This window comes from Polaromonas sp. A23 (assembly GCF_002001015.1).
GTDB lineage: Bacteria > Pseudomonadota > Gammaproteobacteria > Burkholderiales > Burkholderiaceae_C > Polaromonas.
In genome coordinates, this window is record NZ_MUNO01000007.1 from 1 (window position 1) to 17299 (window position 17299).

At 61.0% G+C, this 17299-nt stretch carries 17 protein-coding genes; 8 read left to right on the forward strand and 9 right to left on the reverse strand.

What is annotated here, in order from left to right; translation table 11 throughout:
• Positions 1-573: 573 nt before the first annotated feature.
• The 7 genes from B0B52_RS03135 to B0B52_RS03165 form a co-directional block, all read right to left on the reverse strand.
• Positions 574-1011 carry a universal stress protein gene (locus B0B52_RS03135; protein ID WP_077592162.1) on the reverse strand — a complete coding sequence of 146 codons (438 nt, stop codon included), beginning with the start codon at positions 1009-1011 and terminating at the stop codon, positions 574-576.
• 33 nt (positions 1012-1044) lie between these two features.
• Entirely contained in the window at positions 1045-1326 is a 282-nt protein-coding gene (locus B0B52_RS03140) for a DUF427 domain-containing protein (protein WP_077592163.1), read from the reverse strand.
• Between the two features lie 176 nt (positions 1327-1502).
• Complete coding sequence (locus B0B52_RS03145) at positions 1503-2183, reverse strand: glycine zipper 2TM domain-containing protein (RefSeq protein WP_077592164.1); 681 nt, start codon at positions 2181-2183, stop codon at positions 1503-1505.
• A gap of 167 nt (positions 2184-2350) precedes the next feature.
• Positions 2351-2848 carry a cupin domain-containing protein gene (locus B0B52_RS03150; protein ID WP_077592165.1) on the reverse strand — a complete coding sequence of 166 codons (498 nt, stop codon included), beginning with the start codon at positions 2846-2848 and terminating at the stop codon, positions 2351-2353.
• A 24-nt stretch (positions 2849-2872) separates the two neighbouring features.
• Complete coding sequence (locus B0B52_RS03155; protein WP_077592166.1) at positions 2873-4054, reverse strand: serine hydrolase; 1182 nt, start codon at positions 4052-4054, stop codon at positions 2873-2875.
• 9 nt (positions 4055-4063) lie between these two features.
• A complete protein-coding gene (locus tag B0B52_RS03160; protein WP_077592231.1) occupies positions 4064-5086 on the reverse strand; it encodes a methionine synthase in 1023 nt (340 codons plus the stop codon).
• 51 nt (positions 5087-5137) lie between these two features.
• On the reverse strand, positions 5138-6163 hold the full coding sequence (locus tag B0B52_RS03165) for an LLM class flavin-dependent oxidoreductase (protein ID WP_077592232.1): 1026 nt from the start codon (positions 6161-6163) through the stop codon (positions 5138-5140).
• Positions 6164-6252: 89 nt separating this feature from the next.
• Here B0B52_RS03165 and B0B52_RS03170 point away from each other — a divergent pair, with 89 nt between their 5' ends.
• Entirely contained in the window at positions 6253-6810 is a 558-nt protein-coding gene (locus B0B52_RS03170; protein WP_077592167.1) for a YaeQ family protein, read from the forward strand.
• Positions 6811-7176: 366 nt separating this feature from the next.
• Here B0B52_RS03170 and B0B52_RS03175 read toward each other — a convergent pair whose 3' ends face one another.
• Together B0B52_RS03175 and B0B52_RS03180 are read right to left on the reverse strand one after the other, a co-directional pair.
• Positions 7177-8169, reverse strand: a complete 993-nt coding sequence (locus tag B0B52_RS03175) for a catalase (protein ID WP_077592168.1) — start codon at positions 8167-8169, stop codon at positions 7177-7179.
• 162 nt (positions 8170-8331) lie between these two features.
• Positions 8332-10254: a long-chain fatty acid--CoA ligase gene (locus tag B0B52_RS03180; protein ID WP_254425620.1), complete on the reverse strand. Its 1923-nt coding sequence runs from the start codon at positions 10252-10254 to the stop codon at positions 8332-8334.
• On the opposite strand from B0B52_RS03180, the gene B0B52_RS22415 reads away from it, so the two are divergent.
• The 7 genes from B0B52_RS22415 to B0B52_RS03210 all read left to right on the forward strand — a co-directional run bounded on the left by B0B52_RS22415 (position 10253) and on the right by B0B52_RS03210 (position 17168).
• The gene (locus B0B52_RS22415; RefSeq protein ID WP_168173468.1) at positions 10253-10399 is read left to right on the forward strand and encodes a hypothetical protein; all 147 of its coding nucleotides are present in this window, start codon (positions 10253-10255) and stop codon (positions 10397-10399) included. The genes B0B52_RS03180 and B0B52_RS22415 overlap by 2 nt on opposite strands.
• A 181-nt stretch (positions 10400-10580) precedes the next feature.
• A complete protein-coding gene (locus B0B52_RS03185) occupies positions 10581-11360 on the forward strand; it encodes a GntR family transcriptional regulator (RefSeq protein ID WP_077592170.1) in 780 nt (259 codons plus the stop codon).
• Entirely contained in the window at positions 11357-12148 is a 792-nt protein-coding gene (locus B0B52_RS03190; protein WP_077592171.1) for a transporter substrate-binding domain-containing protein, read from the forward strand. Before B0B52_RS03185 ends, B0B52_RS03190 begins: the two co-directional genes overlap by 4 nt.
• 140 nt (positions 12149-12288) lie before the next feature.
• A complete protein-coding gene (locus tag B0B52_RS03195) occupies positions 12289-12951 on the forward strand; it encodes an amino acid ABC transporter permease (RefSeq protein WP_077592172.1) in 663 nt (220 codons plus the stop codon).
• A gap of 16 nt (positions 12952-12967) precedes the next feature.
• Positions 12968-13648: an amino acid ABC transporter permease gene (locus B0B52_RS03200; protein WP_077592173.1), complete on the forward strand. Its 681-nt coding sequence runs from the start codon at positions 12968-12970 to the stop codon at positions 13646-13648.
• Positions 13638-14393: an amino acid ABC transporter ATP-binding protein gene (locus tag B0B52_RS03205; RefSeq protein ID WP_077592174.1), complete on the forward strand. Its 756-nt coding sequence runs from the start codon at positions 13638-13640 to the stop codon at positions 14391-14393. Before B0B52_RS03200 ends, B0B52_RS03205 begins: the two co-directional genes overlap by 11 nt.
• 177 nt (positions 14394-14570) lie before the next feature.
• Entirely contained in the window at positions 14571-17168 is a 2598-nt protein-coding gene (locus B0B52_RS03210) for a PAS domain S-box protein (RefSeq protein WP_077592175.1), read from the forward strand.
• The last annotated feature ends 131 nt before the right edge of the window (positions 17169-17299 follow it).

The window sequence follows — 17299 nt, forward strand, 5'->3', positions numbered from 1 at the left end:
GTCCCCCTCCCTCGCCCCGCTGGGCGATGGAGGGGGACTTCATTTGGCCGCGTGTGCTGCGATTGCGTGCAAACATGACGGCCACATGCTCCGACCTGACGCGCTTTGCGCGTCAGGTCTCCCCGCATCCGTATCCGTATCCGAATCCGATCCCGATTTCGCACCCGATCCCGCCTTCATCCCCCACCCTTCTGTATGCGCCGAGGAGCGGAGGTCCAGACGGATCAGGGCGAGCGATTGTCTGAGCCGAAGGCGAGTTCGAGCTCGACCCCGGCTGGACCGAGCACCGCAGGTTGCCCGCAGCGAAGCGGAGGGACGCAGACAGTAGGGTCGCCTTTCTTTTGCTTCCTTTTCTTTGGCGACGCAAAGAAAAGGGAGTCGCCCGCCGGGGCGAGACCCGGCCTGCTGGCAAACCACAAACGTTGGAGGCAAAGATGGCTTCGACAAGCTCAGCCCGCAAGGTGGCGGAACAGTAGCGCTATAAATTCAATAGCTACTCGCACCCAAATTACAAGGACTACAGGCCGACTTAATGCCAAACAGTGGAATCGGGCAGCCGCCCGAGTGAAAGACTCAGTCCCGCACCACAAGTATCGGCAGATGCGCATGCGAAAGCACCTGCGCAGCAACACTGCCCAACACAAGCTTCTCAAGCCCCCGGCGGCCATGCGAGCCCAGCACAATCAGGTCGGCACCGATGCTGCTCGCAGTTTCAAGAATGCCGCGGTAGATCGCGTGGCCTTCAATCACGGAAGCCTTGACCGTCACGCCTGCTTCTTCCAGCAATTGCGTGGCACCCTTGAGCGCCTCGTTGGCTTCAGCTGTAGCAGCCCCCAGGTATTGCGCCTGACCATAGGCGAAATCAGCGCCCACACCGCTGAAGGCATAGGGGTCAATCACGTAAATCACCGTCACCGTGCTCTTGAAAGCCTGTGCAAGCCCGCAGGCCTTGTGCACCGCCATCATCGAGGTGGAAGAGCCGTCAACCGGCAACAGGATGTGCTTGAACATGATTCATTCTCCAAAAGATGCCGGACTCCACCATCACGCTTCGATCTTCACGCCTTTCCAGAATGCCACATGCCCCTTGATGTTGTCGGCTTCGGGTTTCGGGTCGGGGTAATACCAGGCGGCATCGGTGTTCATCTCGCCGTTGACCAGCAGCGAGTAATAACTGGCCTGCCCTTTCCACGCACACATGGTGTGGTGGTTGCTGAAAGTGATGTAGTCGCGGTTGAGCGAATTTTCGGGAAAGTAGTGGTTGCCTTCCAGCACCACGGTATCGTCGCTTTGCGCAATAACTGCGCCGTTCCAGATGGCCTTCATAACACTTCTTTCATGGGTGGCGGGGTCCGCCGTCTGGCGAAAAAACACCCCTGCAGATCCATCTTCGCATACTCGGATGTGTCCGAGGGCGCCTCTCACGAAAGGGCAAAAGAAAAGCGTGACGGTCACCCATCACGCTTCTTGTTTTTCTGCATCGCCGCTACAGCGGCGGGACTTCAGGCCATGCGCAGGTTGTTGCCTTCAACAATCACGCGTGAGCCCACGGGCACCGAGCTTGAAACTTCCACCGTACGGGTTGTTCCGTCGTTCATGCGCACGCGCACCTGGTACACGGTGACCTTCTTCATGTTTTTCTCGATCTGGTTGCCGGCAAAAGCACCGCCCGCAGCACCGAGCACGGTCATGGCTGTCTTGCCGCTGCCGCCGCCGACCTGGTTACCCAGCAAGCCGCCGACCACACCACCGGCCACGGTCCCCAGGCCAATCGTGGTGTTGCCTACTGCCACGCCATTGACTTCGCCCTGGCGCTGCACGGGGGTGACCGCTTCAACCGTACCGCAGTCGGCGCAAACCACGGGCTTGGGAGCCGGGGCCTGGGCCACGGCAACAGGCCGCTGTTGAACGGCTGGTTTCGCCGGCGCGGGCTTGGCGGCAGGCGTTGTGGTGGTGGTGTTGCTCGCGAGCTTGCTCGTCGTGCTGGATTGGGTTGTGGGAGCAACCGCCTCCGTTCCGCCAGGCTGTGCGTCGGATCGGTTAACGACCAGAGCGGCAGCCAAAGCCATCACCGTGACGCCGAGAACGGCGACGATGGCGATAAGCGCCTTGCTGTGTTGCATGCGTTGCGAAAAAGCAGGCTGGCTGCCGGGAGCGGCGGTAACGGGGTTGTTTGTATCCATGATGGGTACTCCTTGTGTGAGCCTCAGTTGTAACCACCGCAAGTTAACGCGCATGTAGGACGACGTGACATTCGTAAGTAAAGGTTTGCTGAGCCCCTCTCAAAGCGTGCACTTTTGCGCAGTTGCGCAGCCCTTCACCGGCCCCTCACCGCGCGTTTGCGCGCGCTTTACACAGCGCCTTGGGGGTGCGTCGGATCGATCCACAACACCTGCTCGGGTTTTTCAACAGGCACGATGTCCAGGTTGATGGCCACCGCCTCGCCGTCGCTGCGGCAAAGCACGCACTCCAGCAGTTCAGTGGGGCTCGCATTGATTTCCTGGTGCGGTACATAGGGCGGCACATAAATGAAGTCCCCGGGGCCGGCCTCGGCGGTGAACTCAAGACGCTCACCCCAGCGCATGCGTGCCCGCCCCCTCACAACGTAGATCACACTTTCAAGGTGCCCATGATGATGTGCGCCGGTCTTCGCATTGGCGTGGATGGTAACGGTGCCGGCCCAGAGTTTTTGTGCCCCGACGCGCGCAAAATTGATCGCCGCCTTGCGGTCCATGCCGGGGGTGGAAGGCACGTTGCCGTCAAGCTGACCACCGGGAATCACACGCACGCCGTCGTGCTTCCAGTCGGTGCTTTCATGCGAATGATCGTGTCCGTGGTCATGGCTCATTGTTGTCTCCGGGAAAGTGAGTTCCTAGTCCAGCAGGGCCGCGTACACCAGGGTTCTAAACAGGGCGCGGTAGTGGTCACGCTGGTTGGGCGCCTGGATCATCAACAGCGCATACATGTCTTCGACGGGGTCCACGAAAAAGGTCGTCCCGGCAATCCCGCCCCAGTAATACAAACCGGGGGAGCCTGGAACAGACGAAATACCCGCCGCCCTGCGCACCGCAAACCCCAGGCCGAAGCCATAGCCGGGTAGCAACACGTCTCCGGTGACGGGAATGGCGCCCAGATGATCCGAGGTCATGAACTTCACTGTGTGCGGGCCTAACACCCGCACGCCGTCGAGTTCTCCCTTGTTCCGCATGAATTGGAGGAAACGCGCGTAGTCCATCGCCGTCGAGAGCAAACCACCGCCGCCGCTTTCCATGGCCGGCGCGCGACGCGGGTCGAGCATGCGAAGCGGCACACCGCCATCCGGGTCGTGGGCAAAGGGTTCGGCGATGCGTGAATGATCGGCCTCGGCGACCGAAAACCCGGTTTGGTGCATGCCTAGCGGCGTGAAAATGGATTGCTGCAAATAGGCGCCCAGAGGCTGCCCGCTGACCACCTCCACCAAACGCCCAATCACATCGGTCGCCCTGCTGTAAGCCCAGACGCTGCCGGGCTGGTACATCAACGGCAGGCCGGCAAGAACCTGCGAAAACTCCGCATTGCTGCGTTCACGTGAACCCATTTGCAGCTCCGCGTACTGGCGCTGGGTTGCGGAGCTTCCCATGAACTCATAGGTAAGGCCGGCGGTTTGGCGCAGCAAGTCGTGCACGGTGGCAGGCCGAACCACTTCTTCCAGGTGAACCTGGCCGCCACGCTCCACAGCCACTTTCTGGTTGGCAAATTCAGGCAGGTATTTCGCCACCGGATCAGCAAGTAACACCTTGCCCTGCTCCGCAAGCGTCATCAGTGCGACCGAGACCAGCGGCTTGGTCATGGAGTAGATGCGGAAAATCGCGTCGCGCCGCATGGCGCTGGCCGCCGCAGGGTTGCACTGACCCAGGCTTTCAAAAAGTGCAATCTTGCCGCGCCGCGCCACCAGGGCCACGGCACCGGGCAGGCGCCCGCTGTCGACGTCGCCCTGCAGCACGGAAAGCAGGCGCTGCAAACGCTTCGGGCAGAGGCCCACCTCAGCGGGAGAAGCGAAAGCCAGTTCGGTCATGGCCACGACTCAGGTGCCGTAACGCTGGCGTGCCAGGGCGGCGCCCTGGGCGAGCGCCTGCAATTTCTTGAGCGCAACCTCCCGGCTCATGGGTGCCAGGCCGCAGTTGGTGCAAGGCAAGAGGCGGTTCTTTGGCACGTATTTCAGCGCCTCGCCAATGGTGTCTGCAATCTGCTCCGGCGTTTCAATCTCGTCGCTGGCCACGTCGATCACGCCCACCATGACGTCCTTGCCTTCGAGCAAGGCCATCAGGTGCGGCGGCACATGCGAGTGATAACACTCCAGGCTGACCTGCTTGATGCTGCTTTTAGCCAGTGCAGGAAACACCGCTTCATATTGGCGCCACTCCTGGCCCAGTGTTTCCTTCCAGTCATTGTTGGCCTTGATGCCGTAGCCGTAGCAGATATGAACAGCGGTGGTGCAGGTCAGGCCCTGCGCAGCGCGCTCCAGCGCCTTGACGCCCCAGTCGGCGGCGTCTTTCATATAGACATTGAAAGCCGGCTCGTCGAACTGGATGATGTCCACGCCGTCGGCCTGCAGCGCTTTTGCCTCCTGGTTGAGCAGTTCAGCAAAGGCCATGGCCATCTTCGCGCGGTCACCATAAAACTGGTCGGCCACAGTGTCGACAATCGTCATCGGACCGGGCAGCGTGAACTTGATCTTGCGCGTCGTGTGGGCGCGCAGCAGCTGCGCCTCGGCCGCATGCACGCGGCCCTTGAGTTTGAGCGCAGACACGACCTGCGGCACCATGGCGTCATACCGGTTGTCGCGTATCCCCATCTTGACCTTGTGCTCGAAGTCAATGCCTTCGACCTGTTCGAGAAAGCCGTGCACAAAGTGCTGGCGCGACTGCTCGCCGTCACCAATTACATCCAGGCCCGCGTCTTCCTGTGCCTTGATCCACAGCAGCGTGGCATCAAGTTTGGCTTGCGCCAGCTCGGCGCCTTCGGCCTTCCACTGGGGCCAGAGTTTCTGGGTCTCGGACAGCCAGGCGGGTTTGGGCAGGCTGCCGGCAATGGTGGCGCTGAACAAGGGAGAAGTCATGGGCGTTCCTCGGGTGGTCGTCATGTTGGATGAAAAAAATTAGCGTGGTTCGGGCCTAACTGGCGCGTCGCAAAACTCCTGTGCCAGCAACTCGTAGGAGCGGCGGCGGGCGGCGGGATCATGGGCCCAGGTGATGACCACGAGTTCTTCGACCTGCAGCGCCTCCGAGAGCGCGCGCAGCTTGCCGGCGACCTGTGCGGAAGTTCCCACCAGCGCCGCGCTGCGAAGCCGCTCGGCATCGCCCTGCTCTGCCGCACTGTACGGACGCTGCGTAACCTCGGCCGGCGATTGAAGGGGCCCCAGGGCGCCTTTGCTCCGGTCGATTTTCCAGCGTTCGCGGCTGGAGAAAAGCTGCCAGGCCTCGGCTTCGGTATCGGCTGCCAGGGCCCAAACACAAAGCGCCGGCTGCGGTACGGGCTGGGAAGCACTGGGCCGGTACAGCTCGCGGTACAGGTCAATCGCTTCTTCAGCGCCCTGCCCGTCCGTGATGAAGTAAGCAAACGCATACGGCAGGCCATAGTGCGCGGCCAGCTGCGCGCCGTAGTTGGAGCTGCCTAGCATCCAGAGCGTGGGGGAGCCCGGTCCTGTCGGGTTGGCGCTTACGCCACGGCCGGGGTGATCTTCCGGCAACTCTGTGCCGTTGATCCAGGCCTGCAGCTCGCGCACCTGCAGCGGAAAGTGGTCGGCCGCATGGCGTGCATTCGGATTCAGCAGCTGGGCGGTGCGGCCGTCCGAACCCGGTGCACGGCCGACACCCAGATCGATACGCCCCGGCGCCAGCGCCTCCAGCACCCGAAACTGCTCGGCCACCTTGAGCGACGAGTAGTGCGGCAGCATCACGCCGGCGCTGCCGATGCGGATCCGCCGGGTGGTGGCGGCGATGGCGGCCATCAATACTTCGGGCGCGCTGCCCACAATCGTCGGGTGGCTGTGGTGTTCGCTGAGCCAGAAGCGCTCATAACCCAGGGTTTCGCAGTGTTGTGCCAAGGCCAGGGTTTCGCGGATGGAGGCATCCTCGCTGCGGCCGGTCACGGCCACGGATTGATCAAGTACAGACAGTCGAATCATGGCTTCACTATAGCCAGAGCCAGGTCGGCCCGCTGGTCTGTTCCAATAGAGGGTTACCGACCGCTTCACCCACCAGAAGAAACACCATGGCACTCAAAGCCACCATCTACAAAGCCCAGCTGCAAATCGCCGACATGGACCGCGGCGTGTACGGCGACCACAACGTGACGATTGCGCGCCACCCCTCAGAAGCGGACGAGCGCATGATGATCCGACTGCTGGCCTTTGCACTGAACGTGCCCGCCGACGACAAGCGTGGCCACCTCGAGTTTGCCAAGGACTTGTGGGATGTCGATGAAGCCGCCCTCTGGCACAAGGACTACACCGACGCCATCCTGCACTGGATTGATGTCGGCCAACCCGACGACAAGCGCCTGATGCGCGCGGCCGGCCGGGCGGAACGCGTCAGCGTCTACAGCTTTGCCAGCAGCACCCCGGTGTGGTGGAAAACCATGGAAACCAAACTGACCCGCGCTGCCAACCTGGTGGTGTGGCAGATCGACGCCGCGCAAAGCCAGGCCCTGGCGAAACTGGCCAACCGCACCATCCAGCTTCAGGTGACGGTGCAGGACGGCACCGTATGGATGAGCACGGGCGCGGAATCGGTGGAGATCACGCCGCGCAGGCTGACGCCCGGCGGCTAGGAGCCTGTCGGGCTTGGGGCGTCGAAAGCGAAAGTCGGCCCCAGCGAGGACAGTTTTTGCCGGGTTTGCAGGCCCATAGCCCAGCTATGGGACAAAAAGACGGTGAAAAATGGACCGCTGCGGTCGATTTGCAGCCGACGATCCCCAAGTCCGACAGGCTCCTAGTCCCTGCCCGGCGGTGCCGGGTCCGCACCTTGCTACTGGTACGCCGCGCAAAACCCGGTGAGCCCGCCCTCTGCAGGAAACACTGCCAGGTTCTGCTGGTGCCAACTGCTATTGTTTCGATAGCTATTCAAGCACAAAACACGAGGGCATCTGGCCATTTTCGTCATCAAACCCAGCTGCGGGCAGGCTGGGAAGGAATGCTCAGACCAAGGGCTTGGCGCTTGCCCCGCGGCCTTGCTGGCTCTGGAAATAAACCACCTTGCGGGCCCGCTGCACGTCGCCCAGCGGGCGATGTTGCGCCAGAGCCTGCCAGGGGTCGAACACATTGCTTTCGGCTTGCTCCAGCAAAGCCTGGCTGGCAGTCTGTTGCGGCAGCGTGAGCAAGGCAACCGTGGTGTAAGGCGTGGGCCAGTTGACCGACGCATCTTCAATCGGCGTGGTCTTCTCGTTCACAAAGGGCTGCAGTTGCAGCTCGTACTCCAGAGCTCCGGTGGCAAGCCGCCGGGCGAAGTCTGCGCCCCAATCCTTTTGGGCATCAGCCGAAGCCGGGCCGTTGCTGGAGGCAGGCAACAGCCGCACGCGCACGGCATACGGGCCGCAGGCCATGGGCACGCTGCTGAAAAAAGATTCGGTGGTGAACCCCTTGAAGGATTTGGCTGCGGTTTTGAGCATTTTGGCCAGTTGCACGGGCCCGCGATAAAAACCGTAACGCTTGAAGAAAAACTTCACCAAGGCGGCATTGCCGTATGAGGCAGCTTCGACCAGATCAACAAACTCCGCACTGCCGGCGAAAGCAAATTTCTCCTGGTTGATCAGTGTGAAGTCCTGACTCACGGCCGGACCACCCAGCGCACTGTCGCCGCTCACGCCCCAGACTTTGAATGAAAACCCGCGGATGTCGGGCATGCTGTCGCTGGCCTTGTTCAGTCCGCCGTTGGAAAGGCGCAGCAGCACCTCATGGGAAGCCGGCGCGGCAAACAGGCCGTGCCTGGCAAATTCAGGAAGGTCCGCAAGCACCCGCAGCTCGCCGCGCGCGGCAGTCAGCTGCTTGCGGTGCAACGTGCGTCCGGTGCCGTAGCGCGCCGACTTGCGGCGCTGGATCTCCGCAAAACGCCGGGCATAAGCTTCATACCGCGCGGCTTCGTCGTCGGCAATGCGTTCCTGCCATGTCGTGCTGGGTGTCTGTGTGCTCATCGGAATCTCCTGCTGTGCTTGTTACGCACGATACATCACGCCAACCATGACGCCAGTCGTCCCGATCCGTTCAGGCCGGCTTCAAACGATTCGATCAGCTACGATTTTTATAGCTGTCTGCGCCCGTAATCAAAGGGCAAACGGCCATTTTCTTCATGAGTTTCAGGCCGAAGCGCCTTCCGCCTCCTGCAGCGAGCGCCACATCACCTTGCCGGAACCACTTTTAGGCAGGACATCCACAAACTGGACCACACGCGGGTATTTGTAGGCCGCCATGTTCTCCTTGCACCAATTGATGACGTCTTCCTCGCTGACCTGGCCCTTGTGGCTTTGCCGCAGCACCACCACCGCCTTGACGGTCTCGCCGCGGTACGCATCTTTGGTGCTGATGATGCAGGCCTCCTGGATTGCCGGGTGCTTGAACATCAGCGCCTCCACCTCGGCCGGCCAGACCTTGAAGCCCGACGCGTTGATCATGCGTTTGAGCCGGTCGGTGATAAAGAAGTAGCCCTCTTCATCAACGCGCCCCAGATCACCCGAACGGAAAAAGCGCTTGCCATCTATCTCAATGAAGGCCGCTGCCGTGGCGTCCGGCCTCTTCCAGTAACCTGAAAAATTCTGCGGCCCGCTCATGATGATTTCGCCCTGCTCGCCCAGCGGCATTTCTTCCAGAGTCGTTGGGTCAATCACGCGCGCGTCGACGTTGACAAAAGGCACGCCCAGGCACTGCTGCTTGGTGGCGTCGGGTGGGTTGCTGTGTGATGGCGCAGCAGTTTCCGTCAGACCGTAGCCTTCGGCAAAACGCAGGCCGTACTGCTCCCACAGACGTTGTGCCACCGCCTGCGGCATGGCTGCGCCGCCACCGCCGATATAGACAAGGCTGCTCAAATCAAACGCTGCAAAGTTCGGGCTGGCCAAAAGGTCAATCACCATCGTCGGGATGTTGGTCCAGTGCGTGACGCGCCAGCGCGAGATCAGCTTTCCTGCGAGTTCGCGGTCCCAGCGCGGCATGATGACGAGCGTGGCCCCGCCGTAGATCGACGCGTGCATGACCGAGACCATGCCGGTGATGTGAAACATGGGTACCACCGAAAGCACCCTGTTTTCCGGCGTGCTGTTGCCCCACAGGCCGCTGGCCACGGCGTTGTGCATGATGCTGGCGTGCGTATGCATGCAGCCCTTGGGCAAGCCGGTTGTGCCACTGGTGTAGGGCAGCACCGCCAGGTCTTGCGGCGTGACGGTGTGCTCGGGCAGCCGGCCCGGCGCGTCCTGCGCCACGGCCTTGTTCCAGGCGGTGACGGCGCCGCCCTGCATGTCGGGCTCCAGGTGCACTGTACCCAGCCATTCCTGCCAAGCCGCCGGCAGGTCGGCCGACGCCGCCTCCATGTCAAAGGCATCGTTGTAATGCGTGACGATCATGTGCTGCAGCCGTAGTCCCGGCTCCAGCTGCGCATTGGCGCGGGCCAGCTCGGGCGCAAGGTCGGCCGAGGTGATGGCCACCCGTGCATCGGGGTCGGTGATGTAGTGCTTGAGTTCTTCTGCGCGGTTCATCGGGTTGACCGGCACCACGACCGCGTTCGCACGCAGGATGGCGAAATGCGCAATCACCCACTGCGGGCAATTCTGCATATTGAGCACCACCCGGTCGCCTTTTTTGACGCCCATCTCATGCAAAGTCGCCGCAAGCCGCTCGGCCTTTTGCAGCACTTCGGCATACGTGAAAGTGCGGTCGAAAAACACCAGCGCTGGCTTGTCCGGATAACGCAGTGCGCTGACCGCGAGGTTGTGCCACAGCGAGATGGCCGGCGCGGTGATGTGGTGGGGCAGACGCTTGGGCCAGACCTTGTAATGCAGGGTGTGCGGATTCGCTTGAGGGGTCGCAGATGCAACTGCTTTCAGGTCGGACAAGTCGGGCTCCAGGGGTTGCGCGAGGCGGGCCTTCAGCCTACCCTGCTGTTGCCGGGTTTGCATCGGGGTAGCTCCCGATAAAAACCTGTCGCCTGAGAGACCACCGCTGCGTATGGCGAGTGTCAGCCATGGCGGGCGGAACCTCGCTTCACCTTCGAGCACAACAAGAAACAGCATGCGCTTTATTCCGTTTCCCCCAGGCATCTCCTCGCAAGACACTGGCAGCGGTGACGCCGCTTCTCTTCTGGCCAGCGCCACATCGTTTGCGGTATTCCCCGAAACCCATCCGTATGTGGTGATCGGATTCCCTGCTGGCCATTGAAGAAGCTCGCGGCGCAGCGGCGCTCCCACCCTCTTCTGGTGCATCGGCGCACAGAAAATGATCTGATTTGATGTATTGACACCACATTAGTGCACAAATCTTGTATACCAGTTAAGGGCAATCCCTTAAATCGCCTGCCACCGCCTTGCATATCTGGCACGGGATATGCACCATCGGTCGCATGGCCAACGCATCCGACATCAGCAACCGAATCATCGAAGCCGTGATGGCACAAAAGCTCGCCCCCGGCGCTCGCTTGGGTGAGCAGCAGCTGGCCATGCTGTTTGATTGCAGCCGCACCATCGTGCGCGAAGCGCTGACCCGGCTGGCAGCACGCGGCATCGTCACCGTCAGCGCGCGGCGCGGCTGGTACGTCATCGAACCCTCGCAGGAAGAAGCTCGCGAGGCCTTCGAGGCGCGTCGCGTCATCGAGATGGGCCTTATCCGCTGCACGACCGATGTCAGCAAGGCCTCCATCAAACAGCTCAAGAGCCACTTGACCCGGGAAAAAGCCGCAGTCAAGGGCAAGGATGTCGGCATTCGCAGTTTTTTGCTGGGCGACTTTCACGTGTGCCTGGCCGAATGCCTGGGCAACAATCTGCTGGCTGATACCCTGCGCGACTTCACGGCACGCACCACCCTGATTGCCATGTTGTACCAGTCCTCACATGACGCAGCCCAATCCTGCGAAGAACATGTGCAGATCGTCGATGCCCTTGAAAAGGGCGACCTTGCCAAGGCTGAAAAGCTCATGCAAAGCCATATCGGCAGTGTGCAGGCGGCGCTCCGACTGGACGCTGCCGCCGGTGATCCACTCGCACAGCTGCGCAGCGCCCTGAGCCCGCTGTCATCGTCCAAAACAAAAACGGCACAAGACTTGCATACAAGTGTTCGCAAACCCGGCCGCCGGGCGGCCAAAACCCCGGAAGAATCCTCAACCTATTTAGGAGCCCTGTTATGAAACAAAGTAAACGTCTTTTTTCCGCCAGTCTGGCGGCCGTTGCCTTGCTGGCAACCGCAGGTGTGCAGGCGCAAACCGCGCTTGACGATGTGATGAAGGCCAAGACGATCAAGATCGCCGTGCCTACCGACTTCCCGCCTTACGGCATGGTCGGCATTGATCTCAAGCCCCAGGGACTGGACGTGGACATGGCCAACTACATTGGCCAAAAGATGGGCGTGAAGGTTGAGCTGGTGCCGGTGACCAGCGCCAACCGCATCGCCTACCTGCAGACCAAGAAGGCTGACCTCGTGATCTCAACACTGGGCAAAAACCCGGAACGTGAAAAAGTCATCGACTTCACCGCCGCATATTCCCCCTTCTTCCAGGCCGTGTTCGGCCCCAAGAGCATCACCGTGAAGTCCTTCGCCGACCTGGCCGGAAAAACCATCAGCGTCACGCGCGCCGCCCTGGAAGACCAGGAACTCACCAAAGTGGCGCCAGCCGGTGCAGACATCAAGCGCTTCGAAGACAACAACACCACCGTGTCGGCCTACACCGCCGGCCAGGTGCAGCTGATCGCCACCGGCGTGTCTGTCGCCGGAAACATGATGACCAAGAACCCGCAACTCAACACCGAGTTCAAACTGCTGCTCAAGGACAGCCCCAACTTCATTGGCGTTGCCAAGGGTGAAGACAAGCTGCGCCTGAAAGTCAACGAAGTCATCGCCGCCGCAAAGAAAAGCGGCGACATCGACAAGATGGCCGTCAAGTGGCTGGGTCGTCCGGCAGGTACCCTGCCTGAGTAATGTTGCACACCCCCGTTGGGGTTCGCTGCGCGTAACCCCCTCCCCCCTTGCAGGGGGCGTCCGCTGCGGCCCGGCGAAGCCGGTTCCGCGCCGACCCTGGTCGAACATCTACGCGCCGTAGCTCTCAACAGGATTCCGACATGAACATTGATTTTGATTTCATGGCAGTGCTGTCGCAGTGGCCCCTGCTGGCCACCGGCGTGGCTTGGACGCTGGGGTTGACGGTGGTGTCATCACTCGTTGGCCTGGCGCTGGCGGTGTTTTTTGCCTGGGCCCGCGCCAGTGGCCCGCTGGCCTTGCGTTGGGTGGTGGGAGCGTATGTAGAGTTGATCCGCAACACGCCCTTCATCGTGCAGCTGTTTTTCATCTTTTTCGGCCTGCCGGCCGCCGGGTTCAGGTTGTCGCCGGAAATGGCTTCGGTGCTTGCCATGGTGATCAACCTGTCGGCCTATGCCACCGAGATCATCCGCGCCGGCATTGAAGCCACGCCGCGTGGACAGGTCGAGGCGGCAGAAAGTCTGGCGCTCAACCGCGTGCAGATCTACATCCGTGTGGTGCTGCCACCTGCACTCAAGAAAGTGTGGCCGGCGATGGTGAGCCAGATCATCATCGTCATGCTGGGATCTGCGGTATGCGGGCAGATCTCGACACAGGAACTGTCTTACGCCGCCAACCTGATTCAGGGCCGCAATTTCCGCGCCTTCGAAGCCTTCATCATCGCCACTGTCATCTACCTGGCCCTGTCCATCGGTGTCCGCAAGTTGCTGAACTGGTTAGGCCCCAAATTCCTATTTGGTCGGTAGCCAGGAAGACCCCGTCATGATTGAATTTTCCATCTGGGACATCTTCAGGAACCTGCTGCTCGCCGGCCGCTGGACGGTGGTGCTGTCTCTCACGGCCTTTATCGGCGGCGGCGTGGTCGGTTTACTGTTGCTGGTGGGCCGCTTGTCGGCTGCACGCGCGACACCCGGCTCACAAAAAATCGCTCGGCTGAGCAGCAGCGTGCTGGACGGCTACATCCAGCTGTTCCAGGGCACACCGCTGCTAATGCAACTCTTCCTTGCCTATTTCGGCCTGGGCCTGTTCGGCGTTGACGTGCCGGCCTGGGTGGCAGCCGCATTGGCACTGACACTGTACACCAGTGCCTACCTCGCTGAAATCTGGCGTGGCTGTGTGGACGCCATTCCCAAAGGCCAGTGGGAAGCTGCTCAAAGCCTGGCCCTGAATTTTGGCGAACAACTGCGTCACATCGTGCTGCCGCAGGCCGTGCGTATTGCGGTGCCGCCCACCGTTGGTTTTCTTGTTCAGGTCATCAAGGGCACAGCGCTGGCGTCGGTGATTGGTTTCATCGAGCTGACCAAGGCCGGCACCATGATCACCAATGCCACCTTCAAGCCCTTCCTGGTGTACAGCTGCGTGGCCCTGATGTATTTCGCCCTGTGTTTCCCGGTGTCGCTGTATGCGCGCAGGCTTGAAAGGAAGATGAGAAATGGACGCTAAGGTGATATCCGATAAAACTCTTGTAGAAATTAATCAGCTGCGCAAGAGTTTTGGCAGCAACGAAGTGCTGAAGGGCATTGATCTTGACGTCAAGGCCGGCGAAGTGATTGCCATCATCGGCAAAAGCGGCTCGGGCAAAAGCACACTACTGCGCTGCATCAACGGGCTTGAAGTGTTCCAGAGCGGCACCCTTCGTGTGGACGGCAAACACCTGCTGCACGATAACCCGCAGGTGATGCGCGAGCTGCGCCAGCACGTCGGCATGATCTTCCAGAGCTTCAACCTGTTCCCGCACCTCATCGTCGGTAAAAACATCATGCTCGCACCCACGCTGGTCAAGAAAACCGCCGGTGCCGAGGCCGAGGCCCATGCGCGCAAGTTGCTGGAGCGCGTTGGCCTGGCAGAAAAATTTGACGCATGGCCGGACCAGCTCTCCGGCGGCCAACAGCAACGCGTAGCGATTGCCCGCGCGCTGGCCATGCAGCCTTCCGTGCTGCTGTGCGACGAGATCACCTCGGCGCTCGACCCCGAGCTGGTCGGCGAAGTGCTGCAAGTGGTGGAAAGCCTGGCCAGTGAAGGCATGACGCTGTTGATGGTCACGCACGAAATGAACTTCGCGCGCAAAGTCTGCGACCGCGTGGTCTTCATGCACCAGGGCCGGGTGCATGAAACCGGCGCGCCTGACGAGGTGTTTTCCAACCCGCAGACACCTGAACTCAAGCAGTTCCTGGGCATGATCCAGTAGTCGCCGATTTACGGGCACAAAAGCAGGGGCTCTGCTATCCTGTCCGCCAACCAGGTCCTGTTTGGATGGGGCCAGCAAGCCTCAGCGCGCTCGGCCCCATGGCATCCGTGATTCGACCTGCAGTAAGGCGCCGATTTTCTGCGCATTCACTGGTGCGATTGCTCGCGCGGAGGCTTCATGACAGGAACCTGGGTTGCAGGCAACGAAAGCGGCGCCGCCGATAACGAGGCGCTGCTACGCCTGCAGCCGGCGCTCGGGGCAGGCGTGCTGTACAAAGCCCTCTTTGAAAATCCCCTTCTTTGCTGCATTGCCACCGATAGACAAGGCCTTATCCTGATTTTTGGCGCTGGCGCTGAACACATGCTGGGCTACAGCGCGGCAAGCGTCGTCCATCAGCGCCTCCTGACTGAAATCATTGATTCGCAAACGTCTGATGTGCGCGTGGCGAGCCTGAACCACGAGCCATCCCATCTTCCTCTTGACAACGATTTCGCAGCATTCGTGTCAGGCGCGCTGCATGGCAACGGCAAACCCTGCACGCTGACCTTTGTTCACAAAGAGGGCGGCCGCATTGCCGCCGCAGTTTCAGTCACGCCGCTGCGCGACGCCCAGAACAACATCGTCGGCTATCTCCTGCTCAGCAACGCCGTTTCCGAACGCCCGGCGCTTGCGCCTGAGGCACCGCTTGCCCGCCACTTCGAAGAACCCTCGATGGTCTCCCGTCTGATGCGGGGCCTCACTGCAGGTAGACGCACCGCGCAGGCACTTCGGGAAAGTGAAGAACATTTTCGCTTTCTTAACGACATCAATGAAGCCACGCGCCTGCTCGAGGACCCGGTGCAGGTCATGGCAGTGATGTCGCGCAAGCTGGGTGAACAATTGCACGCCTCACGCTGTGCCTATGCCGAAGTGATGAACGACGGTGAGCAGTTCACCATTCTTCACGACTACACCGACGGATGTGCGAGCACGGTGGGAAGCTATCAGCTTTCGCTTTTCGGCGAGAAGGCCGTGACGCGACTCAGCATCGGGCAGACACTGATCATTCGCAATGTGGATGCGGAGCTTTCTCCGGATAACGGGGCCGACATGTTCAACGCCATCGGGATCAAGGCCATCATCACTTGCCCGCTGGTAAAAAATGGCAGCCTTCGCGCCATGATGGCGGTTCACCAGACCACGCCTCGAGACTGGACGCCTGTGGAAGTCGCTCTGGTTCAGGAAGTCGTCGAACGTTGTTGGGCAACCATTGAGCGTGGCACCGCCGAGAAAAAACTCCGCGAAAGCGAAGCCCTGCTCCATATGGCCGGCCGTACCGCCCGTTTGGGTGGCTGGGCTGTCGACTTGCAGGACGCGCGGGTGACGTGGTCCGACCAGGTGTGCGTGATTCTCGATCTGCCACCCGGCTCTCGGCCACAGGCTGAGCATTTTTTCAACTTCTGCGTGCCGCAATCACGCCTCAGGGTCCAGGAAGCTTTCGATACCTGCGCGCGCCAGGGAACGCCCTTCGATCTGGAACTCGAGATGATCACGTCCAACGGACGCCGCATCTGGGCGCGCTGCACTGGTGAAGCCCAGCACGGTGGCGCAGAAGTAGTGACGAAGGTACACGGTGCCCTGCAGGACATCACCGAGCGCAAGGAGTCAGAAGCCGCCCGCGACCGTCTGGCCGTGATTCTGGAATCCACCACCGACCTGGTCAGCATCAGCGATCCTGCGGGGCATATTCTTTATCTCAACCGTGCCGGCCGCCATGCACTGGGTGTGGGCCTGCAGGAGGACCTGACGCAAACCCTGATTACCAACTTTCTCCCGCCCCTGCCCCAACGCGCTGATGCACCCGGAAGAGTTTCCGTTGCCATTCGCGATGGTGTCTGGAGTGGTGAGGCGACCCTGCGAAGCCGCCTTGGCCGGGAAATTCCGGTGTCGCAGGTGGTCCTCGCGCACACGGCATCGAATGGAACGCTGGAGTATCTGTCGACCATCATGCGCGACATCAGCGAGCGCAACCAGGCGCAGAAGGAAATCCTGCGTCTCAACGCAGAGCTTGAAGAGCGCGTGTTGCATAGAACAGCGCAATTGCAGGCCGCCAACCGTGAGCTGGAAGCTTTCTCCTATTCCGTATCTCATGACCTGCGCACACCGCTGAGCACAATTGATGGATTCAGCAGCCTGCTCAGCAAAAGCATCCATGAAGATGCGGACAAAGAGCGCAACAAACACTACTTGACCCGCATTCGGGCAGGGGTTGTGCAGATGGGCGAGCTGATCGATGCGCTGCTGTCGCTGGCCCAGCTCTCCCGCACCGGCATGCAATGGAACAGTGTCAATCTGAGCGCCATGGCCGCGCGCTTGGCCAGCGGCTACCGCGAGCGGGCGCCCGAACGGCAGGCGCACTTTGACATCCAGCCGGATCTGCAGGCACGAGGCGACGAGCGCCTGCTGCTGCAGGTGCTGGACAACCTGCTGGGCAATGCCTGGAAATTCAGCGCACGACAACCCCAGACCCTCATAAGCTTCGGCGGCCAGACCCAGGAAGCGGGGGAAACCGTCTTCTGGGTGCGGGACAACGGCGCAGGTTTTGACATGGCCTATTCCGAAAAGCTTTTCGGTGCTTTCCAGCGGCTGCATACGGCCAACGATTTTTCCGGCACCGGCATCGGCTTGGCCACCGTACACCGGATTGTCACGCGCCATGGCGGCCGCATCTGGGCGGAATCAGCGCCGGACCAAGGCGCGACGTTCTACTTCACGCTGACACAGTCCCCCGCTTGAAAGGCGTCGCTTGCTTTGCTGAAGACCTGCCATTCAAAGATAGTGCGTGTCCCACGCGTTTCGCGCTGACCGGGCACAATCACCATGGGCCCGCGTTTCAGATCTTTGCCCACCACCGGTAATAGCTCTCT